Here is a 16,878-nt window from a genome sequence, read left to right as displayed (position 1 = left end):
ACGTCAGTATCTGTCGCCGGCGGCAAACCGGGCGTCAGCCGACTGTACGTCGATCCGCCACGCGGCGCCCGCATCTTGGCGCAGTGCCCTGCCGTACGCTGGGTGCGACGACCTCGCTGCGGGTATGTGGTCGAGGGCCGGGTATGCGGGGCCGGGCACGTGGGCGGGGGCATGAGGCCGGCCTGGGTCCGGCTGGCATGAGTCCGGTCTGTGGGGGGCCGGGCACGCCTGCCCGCCACGGTGATCTCCGGCTGTGTCCCCCTCGGCAATATCGCCCGCCGCGGGACTGTTGCACCGGTGGACGGCCGCCGGGCGGTGCCGCGCTCCGGCTTTCCCGGTTCTCCGGCTTCTTCCGGTTCCCCGGTCGGTCGGAGCCGCACCTGATTCGCTGGCACTGGAGAGGCACGGGACGGATCACATGACCCTCGCGCCGCTACTCGACGCGCTCGTAACTCGCCCCGGTGGCGACCCGGCGCTGATCCGCGCCCTGTCCTCACTGGACGAGCCTGTCCTGGACCTGGCCGGTCCCGCCGGGCTGCGGCCGTTCGCCGCCGCGGCGCTGGCCGGCCCGGGCCGCACCGTGCTGGTCGTCACCGCCACCGGGCGGGAGGCCGAAGACCTGGCCGACGCGCTGGGGAGCCTGCTCGGCCCGGAGCGGGTCGCCGTCTACCCGAGCTGGGAGACGCTGCCGCACGAGCGGCTCTCCCCGCGCGCCGACACGGTGGGCCGCCGGCTGGCCGTCCTGCGCCGCCTCGCCCATCCGCAGGCGCGAGGTGGCGCCGGCCCGCTCGCGGTCGTCGTCGCCCCGGTCCGCTCGGTGCTGCAGCCGCAGGTCGCCCGGCTGGGGGATCTGGCCCCGGTCGTCCTGGCCAAGGGTGACACCGCCGACCTGGAGGAGGTCACCGCCCGGCTGGCCGGGATCGCCTACCACCGGGTCGACCTGGTCGAGCGCCGCGGCGAGATGGCGGTGCGCGGCGGCATCCTGGACATCTTCCCGCCCACCGAGGAACACCCGCTGCGGATCGAGTTCTTCGGTGACGAGGTGGACGACATCCGTCACTTCTCCGTCGCCGACCAGCGGGCCCTGCCCGCGGCCGACGGCGCCGGGCCGCCGGTGGCGTCCACCCAACCGGCGGTGTCCACCCAACCGGCGGTGTTCGCTCAACCGGCGGTGTTCGCTCAACCGGCGGTGTTCGCCCCGCCGTGCCGTGAGCTGCTGCTCACCGAGGAGGTCCGGGCCCGGGCCGCCGCGCTGGCGCAGGAACACCCACAGCTCGTCGACATGCTGGACAAGATCGCTCAGGGCATCCCGGTGGAGGGGATGGAGGCGCTCTCGCCTCTCCTCGTCGACGAGATGACCCTCCTGCTGGACGAGTTCCCGCCCGGCTCGCGTGTCCTCGTCTGTGATCCCGAGCGGGTGCGCACCCGGGCCACGGAGCTGGTGCGGACCAGCAAGGAGTTCCTCGAGGCCTCGTGGAGCGTGGCCGCCCTCGGTGGCGGCACGCCGATCGACCTGGGCGCGGCCACCTACCGCTCGGTCGCCGAGGTCCGGGAGCGGGCGGCGGAGCTGGGGATCCCCTGGTGGTCGGTCAGCCCGTTCGCCGCCGACCCCGCCGCGGGGGAGCCCGACGAGCTCCTCGGCGACGACACGGTCGTGGCGAGCCTGCGCCCGGCTCCCGCTTACCACGGCGACACCGCGCGGGCCACCGCGGACATCAAGGGCTGGCTCGCCGACTCCTGGCGGGTGCTGCTCGTCACCGAGGGGCACGGGCCGGCCGAGCGGCTCGTGGAGATCCTGCGGGAGGCCGACCTCGGCGCCCGGCTCGCCGCCGACGCCGAGCTCGTCCCGGGCGTCGCCATCGTCACGCAGGCCCAGCTCGGCCAGGGCTTCCTCAGCCCGACCCTGCGCCTGGCGGTGCTCACCGAGACGGACCTGGCCGGCGCCCGCGGTGTCACCACCCGGGACATGCGGCGGATGCCGAGCCGCCGGCGCAAGGGCATCGACCCGCTCGCCCTCGCCGCCGGTGACCTGGTCGTGCACGACGCCCACGGGGTCGGCCGCTACGTCGAGATGGTGACCCGCACGGTCGCCGGGGCCAAGCGCGAGTACCTCCTGCTGGAGTACGCCCGCGGCGACCGGCTGTACGTGCCCACCGACCAGCTCGAGCAGATCACCCGCTATGTCGGCGGCGAGGGCCCGAGCCTGGACCGGATCGGCGGCGCCGACTGGGCCAAGCGCAAGACCCGTGCCCGCAAGGCGGTCAAGGAGATCGCCGGCGAGCTGATCCGGCTGTACAGCGCGCGGATGGCGGCGCCCGGCCACGCCTTCGGCCCCGACACGCCCTGGCAGCGCGAGCTGGAGGACGCCTTCCCCTTCCGGGAGACCCCCGACCAGCTCTCCGCGATCGACGAGGTCAAGGCCGACATGGAGAAGCCGGTCCCGATGGACCGGGTGATCTGCGGCGACGTCGGCTACGGCAAGACCGAGATCGCGGTCCGGGCGGCGTTCAAGGCGGTGGCGGACGGCCGGCAGGTCGCCGTGCTCGTCCCGACCACGCTGCTCGTCCAGCAGCACTACCAGACCTTCGCCGAGCGGTACGCGCCGTTCCCCGTCACGGTGAAGGCGATGAGCCGGTTCAACTCGCCCTCCGAGCAGCGGGCGGTGCTCGAGGGGCTCACGAACGGCACGGTGGACGTCGTGATCGGCACCCACCGGCTGCTCTCCGGCGAGGCGAAGTTCTCCGACCTCGGCCTGGTGATCGTCGACGAGGAGCAGCGCTTCGGCGTCGAGCACAAGGAACACCTGAAGAAGATGCGGACGGCGGTCGACGTGCTCACCATGAGCGCCACCCCGATCCCGCGGACGCTGGAGATGTCGATCACCGGCATCCGTGAGCTCTCCACCATCGACACCCCGCCCGAGGAACGCCACCCGGTGCTCACCTCGGTGGCTCCCTACGACCCGAACCAGGTCGGCGCGGCCATCCGGCGGGAGCTGCTCCGCGAGGGCCAGGTCTTCTTCATCCACAACCGGGTCGAGAGCATCGACCGCGCCGCCGCCCGGCTGCGCGAGCTGGTCCCCGAGGCCCGCATCGCGACCGCCCACGGCCAGATGCACGAGGACGCCCTCGAACAGGTGATGGTCTCCTTCTGGGAGAAGAAGTTCGACGTCCTCGTCTGCACCACGATCGTCGAGTCGGGCCTGGACATCTCGAACGCGAACACGCTGATCGTCGAGCGGGCCGACAACTTCGGCCTCTCCCAGCTGCACCAGCTGCGCGGCCGGGTCGGCCGCGGCCGTGAGCGGGCCTACGCCTACTTCCTCTACCCGCCGGACCGCCCGCTGTCGGAGACGGCGCACGACCGGCTCGCGACCATCGCGCAGCACAACGACCTCGGCGCCGGCATGGCCGTCGCGATGAAGGACCTGGAGATCCGCGGCGCCGGCAACCTGCTCGGCGGCGAGCAGTCCGGCCACATCGCCTCCGTCGGCTTCGACCTGTACGTCCGGATGGTCGGCGAGGCGGTGGCCGAGTACAAGGGCGAGGTCTCCGAGCCGCTGGAGGTGAAGGTCGAGCTGCCCGTCGACGCGAACCTGCCGCACGACTACGTGCCCAGCGAGCGGCTGCGTCTCGATGCCTACCGCCGGCTCGCCGCCGCCGTCTCCGACGACGACATCACCGAGGTCCGCGGCGAGCTGACGGACCGCTTCGGCCCGCTGCCCGAGCCGGTGGAGAACCTGCTGGCCGTCGCCCACCTGCGGGTCCTCGCCCGCCGGCACGGCGTCGCCGAGATCACCGTCGCCGGCCGCCAGATCCGGTTCGCCCCGCTGGACCTGCGGGAGAGCCAGACCCTGCGGCTCAACCGGCTCTACAAGGGCTCCGTCGTCAAGCCGGCGGTGCGTACGGTGCTCGTCCCGGCACCGACCGAGACCGGCCGGATCGGCTCCCGCCCGCTGCGCGACCGCGCGCTGCTGGCCTGGGCCGGTCAGCTGCTCGAAGCAGTCGCCGGCGACTCGGTCGCCGCGGCGGCCAGCCGGGACGCCGCGAGCCCGGCCGGCCGGGCCGCCCGCCGATGAGGCGGGCCGGGCCGGCGGGCGGTGCCGGGAGCCGGTCGTGGCCCACCGGTGAGGTGAGCCGGACCGGCCCCTTCCACTTCCGGGCCGAGGAGCGGATACGGTCAGTGCCGTGAAGTTTCCGCGTCTTCTTGCCGGGCTCGGGCTCGCCGTGCTGACCGGCATCGCAGGTACCGCATGCACGACGCACGCCGGGGCGGCCGCCCAGGTCGGGTCCAGCACGATCGAGACCTCCACCGTGCGCGGCATCGTCGACCGCGGTTTCGAGGCGGTCGAGTCCGTCCCCGCCGAACAGGCGGCCCAGAGCCTCGACCGCGCGGAGCTCCAGCGCCGCACGATCACGACCCTGGTCCAGCTGAAGGTGCTGGAGACGGAGGCGAAGCGGCTCGGTATCACGCTGAGCGGCCAGGACATCGACGCCTACTACCAGGCGTACTCGGTTCTGCGCTTCGGCAGCGTCGAGGCCTTCGAGACCCGGGCCGCCGCGGCCGGCTTCGCCCGGGAGGACGTCGACGTCATCGTCCGGGCCGGAGCGCTCGAGTCGGCGATCGGCGACAAGGTCGCCCCGACCACGCTCGCCTCGCCCGCCGAGGCCCGTGCGCAGTACGACGGCATCGTCGCCCAGGTCGGCGACCTGCCCCTCACCTTCGAGGTGGCACGGCCCTACCTGCAGCGCTTCCTGGCGTCCGACCAGCGCTCCGCCAGGATCCAGCCGCTGCTGGAGGAGGCCGCGGCCCGCGAGCACATCTCCGTCAACCCGCGCTTCGGCGAGTGGGACCCGAAGCAGTTCGCCGTGGTCTCCGCGCCGGGCACGATCGCGACGACGTCCGCCCCGGAGCCCGCGCTGGACCTCTCACTGCAGTCCTGAAGTCCTGACACACGGTCCTGACACCACAGCCCTGGCGCTGCGGTCCTGATTCCGGCCGGCGGGCCCCGGCCTGCTGGAGGGAACATCCGTCATGGCACCGCGCATCACACTGGTCGTGACGAGCGCCCGGGTGGCACCCGGGCTGCTCACGGCTGCTGCCTGGGATCTGCTCCGCTCGGTCCCGGTCTGGACGGCGAATCCAGCCCATCCACAGCTTGCGGCGTTGCGCGCGGCCGGCGTCGAGGTGTCACTCCTGCCCGACCTGCCCGACCTGCCCGACCAGGCCGACCCGGTCGCGCAGGTGCGGGCCGCTGTCGCTGCTGCTGTCGCTGCTGCTGCCACCGCGGGGGATCCCGCGGTGGAGCCGGCCGGTGCTCGGCAGCCGGAGCGGATCGCCTGGCTGCTCGACCCGGCCACCCCGAACGCCGTCGACCAGGCGCTGAGCGCGGCCGGCGCGGCGGCGGGGATCGACCTGCTCACCGCCACCCAGGACCTGCCCGGTTCGGCGCTGCTCGACGCCGTCGCGGTGATGGACCGGCTCCGCTCGCCCGGCGGCTGCCCCTGGGACGCCAGGCAGACCCATGCCTCGCTGGCGCCCTACCTGCTCGAAGAGGCGTACGAGGCCTACCAGGCCATCGAGGACGGTGATCTCACCGAGCTGCGCGAGGAGCTCGGGGACGTCCTGATGCAGGTGCTCTTCCACGCCCGGGTGGCGGCCGAGGCCGGCCCCCGGGGCTGGGACGTGGACGACGTCGCGACCGGCCTCGCCGCCAAGCTGATCCGCCGCCATCCACACGTCTTCGGTGACGTCGCCGTCTCCGGCGCGGACGAGGTGGTCACCAACTGGGATGCGATCAAGGCCCAGGAGAAGGGCCGGAAGTCGGTGACCGAGGGCGTGCCGCTCTCCGCGCCGGCGCTGTCTCTCACGGCCAAGCTGCTCCGGCGTGCGGGGAAGCTCGGGTTCCCACTCGCCCTGGCCCTTCCGCCGGAGGACGGCGAGCCTGGTCGCCCGGATGCCCCGGCAGGCCCGGCCGGGCTCGTCGGGCTCGCCGTCGCACTGGCCCGCGGCGCCGGCACTGGCACTGGCACTGGCACTGTCGACCCTGCCGTCGCGGACGGCATCGACGAGGAGTGGATCGGAGAGCTCCTGTTCGCCGCGGCCGCGCTGGCGGGCGCGCACGACGTCGACCCGGAGGCGGCGCTGCGGGGCCGCGCCCGGGTCTTCCGCGATCGGCTCGCTCGGGCCGAGCACGCCGCCCTCGACGGCGGCCGGGAGCCCGCACGGCTCGACGCGGCCGGCTGGGGCGCGCTGTGGGAGGCTGCCGGGCCGGTGACCGTGCCGGGGCCGGGGGCCGCGCCCGGAACCTGACCGCCCGGAGCAGGAAGGCCGGAGCAGGAAGGCCCGGAGGCCCGGAGGTGCCTGTCTGTGTCCGGGGCCCGGGCTCACCGCGTGGTCCGCCATTGTGCGGGTGGCGCCTGGGCGGCCGCCAGGTCGTCTAGCCTCACAGCATGGTTACCTCGCCCAGGCAGGCGGTGGCTGACGTCCAGCGCCTCGCGCGGCGTCGCGTCGCCCCCGTCATCCTCGAACTGGATCTGACGTCAGACCTGGTCGAAGGTGTGCCCACCGATCCGCTCACGGCGGCGGTCGCCCACCGCCGGGTCACGTTGCGCGAGGTCGTGGACGGGCTGCGGCGGGCCGGTGAGGACGACCGCGCCCGGGTGCTCGTCGCCCACATCGGGGCAGCCGGGATGCCGCTGGCACGGGTGCAGGAGGTCCGCGACGCCGTCGCCGGCTTCCGGGCCCGTGGCGGCTACGCCTACGCCTACGCCGACACGTTCGGCGAGTTCGGCGGCGGCACCGTCCCCTACTACCTCGCCTGCGCGTTCGACGAGATCTGGCTCGCACCCCCCGGCGATCTCGGCCTGACCGGGATGGCGATGGAGACGCCGTTCCTGCGCGACGCCCTGGACCGGCTCGGTGTCAGCGTCGAGATCGGCCAGCGCCACGAGTACAAGAACGCGGTGAACACGCTGGTCGAGCGGGACTTCACCCCCGCCCACCGGGAGGCGCTCGAGCGGATCGTCGACTCCTGCTCCGAACAGGTCGTCGCCGCGGTCGCGGCCAGTCGCGGCCTGCCGGCCGAGCGGGTCAGAAGCCTGATCGACGAGGCCCCGCTCACCGGCGAGGCGGCGCTCGCGGCCGGCCTGGTCGACCGGATCGGCTACCGCGACGAGGTCTACGACCGGGCCCGGTCGCGGGCCCGGGGTCCTGCCGGCGCGGCGGGTGGCCTGTCCGGCTCCGGTGGAGCGGGATCGTCGGACGACGTCGAACCCGTGCTGATGTACGTCTCGGCCTACCGGCGCACGTCGGTCCGCCGAGAGGAGTCCCCGGTGCGCAGGGCCCGCGCGTTCGCCGCCGCGCTGCCCGCGACGGTGCTCTCCGCGGGGCAGGCCGGCGATGCGGGGCGGCGCCATGCCGGTGACGGAGCGGGCGGGCCGGCCGGGCCCGGCGGCGGGTCGGCCGAGGGCGGCCCGTCCGGTGCCGGGAGCGGGGCCGGTGCGTCGCGCGAGGTCCCGCCCGATCTCGATCCGCGCAGCTCGGTGATCGCGCTGGTTCACGGCACCGGGCCGGTCGTGCTCGCTCCGTCGTCGACGCCGTTCGGTGGGCCGGTGCTCGCCGCCCAGACCGTCGCGGCGGCCTTCCGCACGGCGGCCCGGGACGCGAGCGTCGCCGCCGCGGTCTTTCGTGTCGACAGCCCGGGCGGCTCCTACGTGGCTTCGGATGTGGTCCGTCGGGAGATCGAGCGGTTCCGGGCCACCGGCCGTCCGGTGATCGTCTCGATGGGCGCGGTCGCCGCGTCCGGCGGCTACTTCGTCGCACTCGGCGGTGATCTGATCGTGGCCGCCCCGGGAACGCTGACCGGTTCGATCGGCGTGTTCGGCGGCAAGCAGGTCGTCCGGGACCTGCTCGGCAAGGTCGGTATCGGCTTCGGCGCGGTCGCCGCGGGCGAGAACGCGCTGATGATGTCTCCGCGACGGCCGTTCACCGAGGCCGAGCGGGCCAAGCTCGAGGAGTTCCTCGACCGGGTCTACGCCGACTTCGTCGCCAAGGTCGCCCAGGCCCGGGGGATGTCGCCCGAGGAGGCACACGAGCTGGCCCGCGGCCGCGTCTGGACAGGAGCCGACGCGCATCGCCACGGCCTGGTCGACGAGCTGGGCGGGTTGTCCCACGCGATCGATCTCGCCTGGTCCCGGGCCGGGCTGCCCGCCGGGGAGACACCCCGGGTGCGGGTGACCCCGAAGCCGTCGGTGCTGGACCGGCTGCGGGTCCCGAAATCCAGTGAGGAGGCGGCAGCCGCGGCGGTGCGGCCCGGGCTCGGTGCGTGGGCACGGCCGGCCGCGCTCCTCGGCGCCGCTGCGGTGCTGCGGGCCGGCGTCGTCGGCGGTGGCGGTGGCGGTGTTGGCGGGTTCGGCGGCACCGGTGGTCTCGCCGAGGGGTGGGGGCTCGCGGAGAGCTGGGGCGCGCTCGCCCCCCTGGCCGCCCGGGCGGGACTTCCGGTCCACGGGCCGTTGTTGATGCCGCCCATTGGGCGGGTCCGGTAGTCCCCTGGTAGTCCTTGGGAGACCCACCAACGTGGTGTGCGCGCCGCCTGCGGGCCGCCGGCGTGGTCAGATGACGACGCCGGGCGGGCCGGCGTCCGCGTGGCGCGACCGGGAGGCGACGCGGCGGCACGTCCCGGCGGTAGTCTCGCACCGACCGGTTCGTCCGGACGGCGTCGCTCGTCCCCGGGTGCCGAGATCCCGTGCCGTCCCGAGTTCCGGGGCGCCCGGGCGGCTGCCCGGCGGGCCCGACGAGTCCGGCCGCCGGTGCCGCGGTGCCGGCTCACCGGCCCTGTCGCGGTCGGCCCACCGGGGCCGGCCCCGGTGCGGCCGGTTCGCTCGGCGGCTCCGCGGTGTGTGTCCGTCAGCGGTTCCGTTGACCTGTCCGTCTGTCCGTCTGTCCGCCAGCAGCTGCCGTCCCGCGCCGGTGTCCCGGTCGCGTTCCGTCGAAAGGTGCGCTCGTGCCGTCCATCGAGGCTGTCGGAGCTCGCGAGATCCTCGACTCGCGAGGCAACCCCACCGTCGAGGTCGAGGTCGTTCTTGAGGACGGCACGCCCGGCCGCGCCGCCGTCCCCAGCGGTGCCAGCACCGGTGCCTTCGAGGCCGTCGAGCTGCGTGACGGCGACGACCGGTACGGCGGCAAGGGTGTCACCAGGGCCGTCGAGGCCGTCATCACCCGGATCGGCCCCGCGATCATGGACCTGGAGGCCACCGAGCAGCGGCTGCTGGACGCCCGCCTCATCGATCTGGACGGCACGCCGGACAAGTCCGCGCTCGGCGCCAACGCCCTGCTCGGCGTCAGCCTGGCCGTGGCCAAGGCGGCCGCCGCCTCCAGCGGCCTGCCGCTGTTCCGGTACCTGGGCGGGCCCAACGCCCACCTGCTGCCGGTGCCGATGATGAACATCCTCAACGGCGGGGCGCACGCGGACACCAACGTCGACATCCAGGAGTTCATGATCGCTCCGATCGGCGCCGGCACGTTCGCCGAGTCGCTGCGCTGGGGCGCGGAGGTCTACCAGGCGCTGAAGAGCGTGCTCAAGGGCCGAGGCCTGGCGACCGGCGTCGGCGACGAGGGCGGCTTCGCCCCGAGCCTGCCGGCGAACCGGGAGGCGCTCGACCTGATCGCCGAGGCCATCGACAAGGCCGGCTTCAGCCTCGGCAGTGACATCGCCCTCGCGCTCGACGTCGCGTCGACCGAGTTCTTCAAGGACGGCGCGTACACCTTCGAGGGCAGCGCCCGCTCGTCCGACGAGCTGATCGACTACTACACCGACCTGGTCGACTCGTACCCGATTGTGTCCATCGAGGACCCGCTGGCCGAGGACGACTGGGCCGGCTGGGTGAGCATCACCACCCGGCTGGGCGCGAAGGTGCAGCTCGTCGGAGACGACCTGTTCGTCACCAACCCGGAGCGGCTCGCCCGCGGCATCGCCGAGGGCGCCGCGAACGCCCTGCTGGTGAAGGTGAACCAGATCGGCACGCTGACCGAGACGCTCGACGCCGTCACCCTCGCCCACCGCAGCGGCTACCGGGCGATGATGTCGCACCGGTCCGGCGAGACCGAGGACACGACGATCGCCGATCTCGCGGTGGCCGTCGACTGCGGCCAGATCAAGACCGGCGCTCCCGCCCGCAGCGAGCGGGTGGCCAAGTACAACCAGCTGCTGCGGATCGAGGAGGAACTCGACGACGCGGCACGGTTCGCCGGGGCCGCCGCGTTCCCGCGGCGGACGACCGCCGGCTGAGCTGACGGTGCCGTTCCGCCGCCGGGCGCTGACCACCCGGGCCACGCTGCTCGCCGTCGTGATCTGCGTGCTCGTGCTGACCCTGGCCTACCCGCTGCGGCTGTACCTGCAGCAGCAGGCCAAGATCTCCGAGCTCACGCGGGCCAACGCGGAGCGTCAGTCCAGGGTCGACGACCTGCGTGACCAGGTCGGCCGGTACGACGACTCCGAGTGGGTGGCTGACGAGGCGCGGCGCCGGCTGCACTACGTGCTGCCCGGGGAGAAGTCCTATCTCATGCGGACGACTCCCCAGCAGACGGCGGAGGCCGGGGCGGAATCCGGCGCCGGCACGGGCGACGGCTCCTGGTACAACCGGCTGTGGTCACAGCTCTCCGAGCCGGCCGTGCCGACCGCGCAGGCGAAGCCGTGAGCCCCGACCGGCCGGACGCCGGCGCCTCTTCCGGCGTGCCGGGCGCGTCTGGCGTGCAGGAGAGGCCCGGCACCAAGCCCGGCACCGAGCCCGGCACCGGGCTTGGTGCCGAGGCCGAGACGGTGCGGCGGCAGCTCGGGCGCGAGCCGCGGGCGGTGCTCGGGGTCGCCCACCGCTGCTCGTGCGGGCTGCCCGACGTCGTCGAGACGGCGCCGCGGCTCGAGGACGGCACGCCCTTCCCGACCCTGTTCTATCTGACCTGCCCGCGGGCGTCGTCGGCGGTCTCGCGGCTCGAAGGATCCGGGGTCATGCGGGAGATGACCGCCCGCCTGGCCACGGACCCCGAGCTCGCGGCTGCCTACACGGCCGCCCATCGGGACTATCTGGCCCGGCGTGACGCCCGCGGCGCGCTGCCGGGCCACCCGAGCGCGGGCGGCATGCCCGAACGGGTCAAGTGCCTGCACGTGCTGGTCGCCCACAGCCTCGCCGCCGGTCCCGGTGTCAACCCGTTCGGTGACGAGGCCCTCGCCGCGCTCGCGGACTGGGGGGGCCGTGGGCCCTGTGTCGACGCCGACGGCGCATCCTGTGCTGAGGAGCCCGTGCGTTCGCGCGGTCGTGCGGCCGGACCCGGCCAGGGACGAGAGGAGACCGCCGGATGACCCGTGTCGCCGCGATCGACTGCGGTACCAACTCCATCCGCCTGCTCGTCGCCGAGGTGGACGAGGGAGCCGGCGGCTCCGGCGGCCGCCTGCACGAACTCACCCGTCGGATGGAGATCGTGCGGCTGGGAGCGGGGGTCGACCGCACCGGAGAGCTCGCCCCGGACGCGCTGGCCAGGACGCTCGCCGCGCTGCGCGACTATGCCGGCGAGATCGACCGGCTGGGCGCGTCACGCGTGCGCATGGTGGCGACCAGCGCCACCCGGGACGCCCGTAACCGCGCGGACCTGGTGGACGGCGTCCGCGCGATCCTCGGCGTGGACCCCGAGGTGATCAGCGGCGACGAGGAGGCCGCGCTGTCGTTCGCCGGCGCGATCGGCGACCTCGACGGTGTCTCCACGCCGATCCTGCTGGCCGACATCGGCGGCGGATCGACGGAGCTCGTCCTCGGCGACGTGGGTGGCGTCCGTGAATCGATCTCGGTGAACGTGGGCTGTGTGCGCATGGCCGAGCGGCACCTCCACGACGACCCGCCCACCCCCGCCCAGGTGGCCGCGATCGTGGCCGACGTGAACGCGGCGTTCGACCAGGCCGAGCGCGTCGTCCCGATCACCACCGCCACCACCCTGGTGGGGGTCGCCGGCACGGTGACGACGGTGGCCGCGCTTGCCGCCGACCTGCCCGCCTACGACGCCGACCGCATCCACCTCATGGTCACCTCGGCGCAGGACGTCGCCGCGGTGACCGCCCGGCTCCTCGCGATGACCCACGCCGAACGCGCGGCTCTCCCGGTGATGCACCCGGGCCGGGTCGACGTCATCGCCGCGGGCGCGCTCGTGCTGCGGACCCTGGTCGAACGTTCCGGCACCACCGCGGTGATCGCCAGCGAGCGGGACATCCTGGACGGCATCGCGTTGTCGCTCGGCGGAGTGGTGGGATCCGGCGGAGTGGTGGGGTCCGGCGCCCGGTGAACGGCACCGAGACGCGGACGACCCGCATCGTGTGACAGACCCGGCCCGCGGGCCCGCCGCTCCCGGGGCGGGACGGCCGGAGGACCCCGCGACGGCGTCGACCCCGGTCGCCCAAGCCTCCGAGCAGGTCGCGGACCTTGCCGCGACGGCCGCCGGCTGCGCCGACCTGGACGCCTGGATGTCGGTGTGCCGGGCCTGCCCGCGGCTGGTGGCCTGGCGGGAGGGCGAACAGGCCGACCCCGGCCGAACGTGACACCTGCCGACCGTGGCTCGTCCGGGACCTCGAGCTGTTGCGTCTGCTCGACATGGTCCTCGCCGCGGCGGCCGGTCACGCTCGGGCGGATGACCACTCGTGACGGCCGGGAGGCCGGCGACGGCCGGGCGACGCTGTGGCGGAAGTCGGTAACGCGCGCCGTCGGAATCCTCCGCGCACAGTATTGCCCGGCCAGACCTTGTTCCGGCGCCGAGAACAGTGGGGCAGATCACTTTTTTCGCCGGATGGCTGCCCGGGCCGATCGCCCGATCCCGATGAAGTGCGTGCTGCGGGCCCGGCCCGCGACCTCGTTTTCGTCGAGAGGCTTCTCTTCGCGGAGAAGGTTTTCGGCCCAGAAGAGGGTTCATCCGGCAGCTCATTGTTGTCCGTGGATTGCGTAGCCGAACTCCGCCGGACGGGATTGCGGGCCAGGCATCGCATCCGGACCCGTCCGGGACGTGGGCGATCCCGGGGGGCCGCGCTCGCGGTCCGTCCCGGATCCCTCGCGGAAAGTGTTGCCTTCGTGTTGCGCTTTCGTTCAGATGTGGCCAGCGTCACCCTGGTGCCTCGGACAGCGTGAGGCACTCGCGTGCCCGGTGTGCGGGAGCGGTCGAACCGTGCGGAGAGGGCCTCCGCCCGGCCGCCTTCCCACTCCGACGGGCGGCCCGATCGCCGGGGCCGGGTATCGCGCCGATGCCAGCCGAGAAAGCTGGAGCAGAGCTGTCCGCCGGCCCTCTCGGATGGATGGCGGTGCGTTCCTGGCGCACCTGGGTGAGAGACATGGGCAAAGCGCGGGTGAGCGCGAGGGGTCTAATCCGGGCCGCACCGACAGAGCGACGCATTGTTCCATTCGACTGGAGGTGAATAACACGGGTACATGCGCCCTGCGTCGTCGGCCTCGCCGCGCGGCGCCCCTGGCGGAAGCCGCCAGCGATTTCGGCGGGGCGTCGGATTGTTTTCCATGTCGGGTCCGCCGGCAGCCGCGACGGCGCCCGGCGGGTGCTGCCTGTCTGTGACGGTCCGACCGCTGTCGCCGGCGGGAACGGTCGGACCGTCCGGGCCTGGCCCCCGCCCCCGGTTCGCGCCCACCAGGTGCCCGTCCCGGCGTCGGGGCCGACGCCTCCGCCCGGTGTCCTCACCGGGCCCGCGGCGGCGTTGGCTCCGGTATCCGCTCCGGCGTCCGCCATCGTCGCCGGCCGCCGACCCGCTTCGGCGTGGGCCGGTGTCGGGTCCGGCCTCGGCCCGGGGAGGAACGCGTGCCCTGCTCGGCGGCCGACCTGCAACAGCCGGCTGTGAAGTGAGGACTGCGGGCTGTCGCCGGAGCCGGCCGTGCCGTCGGACACGACGGCGGATGCCGGTGAGCCGTTGTACGCCGGGGCCCCGACTGCCGCGGGATCCGGCCCGGACCTGTGCGGATGTGAGCCGTCGGCTTCGGTATCCTTGATCTTCGCTGGTGCGGGCCCGTGCTTCTGGGCGGTGGGTGACCGGGGTGAGCCGGGGTGAGCCGGAGTCGCCAGGGCCCCGGTGCCGAGCCGGCGGATGCCCGCCGGTCGGCGGGCGAGACTGCCCTCCGGAAGCGAATCGACGCGTGACCGCTTGGCGCGAGATGACGGCGAGCGCGTCGCTGTCGTCACCAGGAGTCACGAAATGATCCGGGTCGGCCGCTCCGTACGACTTTTCCCGCGATGCGTTATTCCCAGACCCTACGTAGCGTGGTAGAAACATCAGCGATGTGCATGAGCCGGTGTATCCCAACAGGTAGAGGAGGCTGTCCTAAAAACAGCTCGAGTGTCGGTTCGACTCCGACCACCGGCACCTATCAATGGCAACCGTCTGCCTCCTATTGCCCCTGAGGCCGGCGGTCGGCCGGACGCTGGCGACGCCTAAGGGCGCTTTGTCTGAAGAGCGACTGCCAGCGGCTCGTTTCTGATCCAGTGGATCTCTGTGGCTGTGCGCCGCGCCTTCTTCCGATATGTCTGGCTTGGCTGCGGCCCGGCCGCGCGGCCAGGCACCGGTCAACCGCCCGTGGCACGAGGGTCGCCCCGCGCACCTGGGCGGAACGGTGGGCGGGGCGGGGCCGTTGTACTGTGCGATCGTCGTGCGGCAGGTCGCCCACGCGGGCTGCTGGGGAGGTCCAGGCCGATGGCAGAGCTGCACTCGTCCAATCCGGCGTTCACCCGGTCCGGTTTCGGGCAGACGAGGTCGCCCGTGCCGCCTCCGCCCCCGGGGCCCTGGCAGCCCGGTCCGTGGCCGCAGGGCCCGGGCTTCCCGCCCGCGCCGCCGGCCCCGCCGCGGGGCGGGCTGACCTTCGACGACGTGGTCATGCACACGCTCGGCGTGTTCGCGGTGATGCTCGTCGGCGCGGGGGTGGGCTGGTACCTCTCGCCGGACTCGCCGGGCATCGCGCTGGGCGCGGCTGTCGCCGCGCTGGCCCTGAGCCTCGTGATCTCGTTCCGTTCCCGGATCAGCCCGCCTCTGGTCGTGTTGTTCGCCGCGCTCGAGGGCCTGTTCGTCGGCGGGGTCTCCCGGTTCTACGAGTCGGCCTTCTCCGGCATCGTGCTGCAGGCCCTGCTCGGCACGGCGCTGGTCTTCGTGGCCATGCTCGCCGCCTACCGCAGCGGCCGGCTACGGGCCACGCCCCGCATGGCGCGGATCATCACCGGCACGCTGCTCGGAGTGGTCCTGCTCGGCATCACCGACCTGGTTGTCAGGGCGGTCTCCGGCAGCCACCTGCCGATCATCAATGACGCCTCGCCGCTGGGCATCCTGTTCAGCGTCGCCGTCCTCGCCGTCGCGAGCCTGCAGTTCATCCTCGACTTCGACTACATCGAGCGGGCGGTCGCGAACGGCGCCCCGCGTGAGGAGGCGTGGCGGGCCGCGTTCGGCCTGCTCGTCGGCTTCGTATGGGTCTATCTGGAGCTGCTGCGCCTGCTGTCCAAGCTCCGGCAGTAACTCGCCGGGCCGCGGCCGGTCTCGACCGACCCCGCGGGGTCGGTCGAGACCCGAAGCTCATCCCGAGCGGTCGGGGCCTGCCACCGTCGGTGTCACCCTGACCAGGCAGCGATGCTCGCGTTCCATGGCCGCACGGTAGCCGTCCCAGTCGGGATGCTCGCCGGAGATCTGCCGGTAGTGGTCGACGAGGGGCTCCATCGCCTCCGGCAGCCGGATGATCTCGGCCACGCCGCCGATCTGCACCCAGGGCCCGAAGAAACCATCGGACAGGACACACAGGGAAACCCGCGGCTCACGCTGGATGTTCGCCGTCTTCACCGCCGTCGTCCGGGTGCTGATCACGAATGCCCCCGTGGTGTCGACGGCCACAAGCACCGGGGAGAGCTGCGGAGTGCCGTCACGCCGAGCGGTGGCCAGCACGGCACGGTGCTGGCCACGGGCGAAGGAGCGGGCAGCGTCAAGGTCCACCGGGTCATTCTTGCCCCGCCCGCGGCGGCCGGCCACCGCGGGCCACCGCGGGCGGGCGGGCGATCAGCGCAGCGAGCGCAGGTCAGGTGCGGAGCGCATGCCGGCGCAGGTGGGCTTCGTGCACGACGGCCGCGGCGTACCGATGCGGCAGGCTGTGCACGTCCCGCAGCCAGCCCACTCGCTCGGAGGACCGGAGCAGCCCTGGGCCCTCGTTGAGCTGGGCGAGCCAGTGCCCCAGATCGTGTCCGGTGGCCTTCGGCATGCGTTCGATGAGGCTCCGGTGGGTCTGCGGGGAGCGATGCTTCAACATGCGCGCCTCCAGAGATCAGGCCCGACGTCCGTCGAACCCGGAATCAGCGGTACATGCTTCGAGCGTGCGCCCCGCCGCAGCGATCGGCAAGGCGTGCGGCACGGTTACGCGCGGGTATCCTGGCCGAATGTCGGATTCGCTCCGTGAGGTCTCCCGGCAGACGAGCATGCTGGTCTCCAGGGCACGGGGGTGGATGGGCTCCGCCTGGGATGTGCGGATCTCCAGCGGTGCGACCCGCGCCGACCGGCTCCGTGCGCTGATCGACGAGTTCGCGGCGCTCGGCCGGGAGGCGGGCAGCGGCGCGCCCTCCGGAGCCCGCCCGCCGCGGATCTCCGACCATGCACTGCCAGACCAGCTCGTCGTCCTCGCGGACGACTTCTTCGCCGCGGCCGCGGCGGGGAGTGGGCCCGGCGTGCCGCTGCCCCAGCCCGAGGTCACTCGACTGCTGGCGCGCGCGGGTGCCGCGGTGGGCGCGGCCAGGGCCGATCTCGACACTCCGGGCTTCGGCTTCCGCCCGTTCTGAGGTGGCCCGGTGCCCGGTGCCCGGTGCGCTGTGCCCCGGTGTGTC

General features: G+C 73.5%; 13 protein-coding genes and 1 tRNA gene. 12 read left to right on the top strand and 2 right to left on the bottom strand.

Translation table 11 applies throughout. The annotated features are described in order from the left end of the window. Window positions 1-418 precede the first annotated feature (418 nt). From mfd to B207_RS0100935, 11 genes are all read left to right on the top strand, one after another. The gene (mfd, locus tag B207_RS0100985) at window positions 419-4,078 is read left to right on the top strand and encodes a transcription-repair coupling factor (protein WP_018634639.1); all 3,660 of its coding nucleotides are present in this window, start codon (window positions 419-421) and stop codon (window positions 4,076-4,078) included. A 109-nt stretch (window positions 4,079-4,187) separates the two neighbouring features. Further along, window positions 4,188-4,943, top strand: a complete 756-nt coding sequence (locus B207_RS0100980; RefSeq protein WP_018634638.1) for a SurA N-terminal domain-containing protein — start codon at window positions 4,188-4,190, stop codon at window positions 4,941-4,943. A 91-nt stretch (window positions 4,944-5,034) separates the two neighbouring features. Next, the gene (locus tag B207_RS0100975; RefSeq protein ID WP_018634637.1) at window positions 5,035-6,312 is read left to right on the top strand and encodes a MazG family protein; all 1,278 of its coding nucleotides are present in this window, start codon (window positions 5,035-5,037) and stop codon (window positions 6,310-6,312) included. Window positions 6,313-6,452: 140 nt separating this feature from the next. Continuing rightward, window positions 6,453-8,546, top strand: coding sequence for a signal peptide peptidase SppA (gene sppA, locus B207_RS0100970; protein ID WP_026310539.1), 2,094 nt, complete (start codon window positions 6,453-6,455; stop codon window positions 8,544-8,546). Between the two features lie 458 nt (window positions 8,547-9,004). Next, window positions 9,005-10,288, top strand: coding sequence for a phosphopyruvate hydratase (eno, locus tag B207_RS0100965; RefSeq protein WP_018634635.1), 1,284 nt, complete (start codon window positions 9,005-9,007; stop codon window positions 10,286-10,288). Between the two features lie 7 nt (window positions 10,289-10,295). Further along, window positions 10,296-10,697 carry an FtsB family cell division protein gene (locus B207_RS0100960; RefSeq protein ID WP_018634634.1) on the top strand — a complete coding sequence of 134 codons (402 nt, stop codon included), beginning with the start codon at window positions 10,296-10,298 and terminating at the stop codon, window positions 10,695-10,697. A 53-nt stretch (window positions 10,698-10,750) separates the two neighbouring features. Further along, window positions 10,751-11,356, top strand: coding sequence for a DUF501 domain-containing protein (locus B207_RS0100955; RefSeq protein WP_051102318.1), 606 nt, complete (start codon window positions 10,751-10,753; stop codon window positions 11,354-11,356). Further along, on the top strand, window positions 11,353-12,327 hold the full coding sequence (locus tag B207_RS0100950; protein ID WP_018634632.1) for a Ppx/GppA phosphatase family protein: 975 nt from the start codon (window positions 11,353-11,355) through the stop codon (window positions 12,325-12,327). The genes B207_RS0100955 and B207_RS0100950 overlap by 4 nt, the downstream gene beginning before the upstream one ends. 31 nt (window positions 12,328-12,358) lie before the next feature. Next, entirely contained in the window at window positions 12,359-12,580 is a 222-nt protein-coding gene (locus B207_RS0100945) for a hypothetical protein (RefSeq protein WP_018634631.1), read from the top strand. Between the two features lie 1,740 nt (window positions 12,581-14,320). Next, window positions 14,321-14,395 (top strand) — tRNA-Leu (locus B207_RS0100940). A gap of 327 nt (window positions 14,396-14,722) precedes the next feature. Continuing rightward, on the top strand, window positions 14,723-15,532 hold the full coding sequence (locus B207_RS0100935) for a Bax inhibitor-1/YccA family protein (RefSeq protein ID WP_018634630.1): 810 nt from the start codon (window positions 14,723-14,725) through the stop codon (window positions 15,530-15,532). 57 nt (window positions 15,533-15,589) lie between these two features. Here B207_RS0100935 and B207_RS0100930 read toward each other — a convergent pair whose 3' ends face one another. Then, complete coding sequence (locus B207_RS0100930) at window positions 15,590-16,000, bottom strand: PPOX class F420-dependent oxidoreductase (protein ID WP_026310538.1); 411 nt, start codon at window positions 15,998-16,000, stop codon at window positions 15,590-15,592. 82 nt (window positions 16,001-16,082) lie between these two features. Then, a complete protein-coding gene (locus B207_RS0100925; RefSeq protein ID WP_018634628.1) occupies window positions 16,083-16,310 on the bottom strand; it encodes a DUF4287 domain-containing protein in 228 nt (75 codons plus the stop codon). A gap of 127 nt (window positions 16,311-16,437) precedes the next feature. Here B207_RS0100925 and B207_RS0100920 point away from each other — a divergent pair, with 127 nt between their 5' ends. Continuing rightward, window positions 16,438-16,833, top strand: a complete 396-nt coding sequence (locus B207_RS0100920) for a hypothetical protein (protein WP_026310537.1) — start codon at window positions 16,438-16,440, stop codon at window positions 16,831-16,833. The last annotated feature ends 45 nt before the right edge of the window (window positions 16,834-16,878 follow it).

Source organism: Parafrankia elaeagni (assembly GCF_000374165.1).
Classification (GTDB): Bacteria; Actinomycetota; Actinomycetes; order Frankiales; family Frankiaceae; genus Parafrankia; species Parafrankia elaeagni.
Note: the sequence above shows the minus strand (reverse complement) of the source record. Positions and strands in the feature narration are given on the sequence as shown.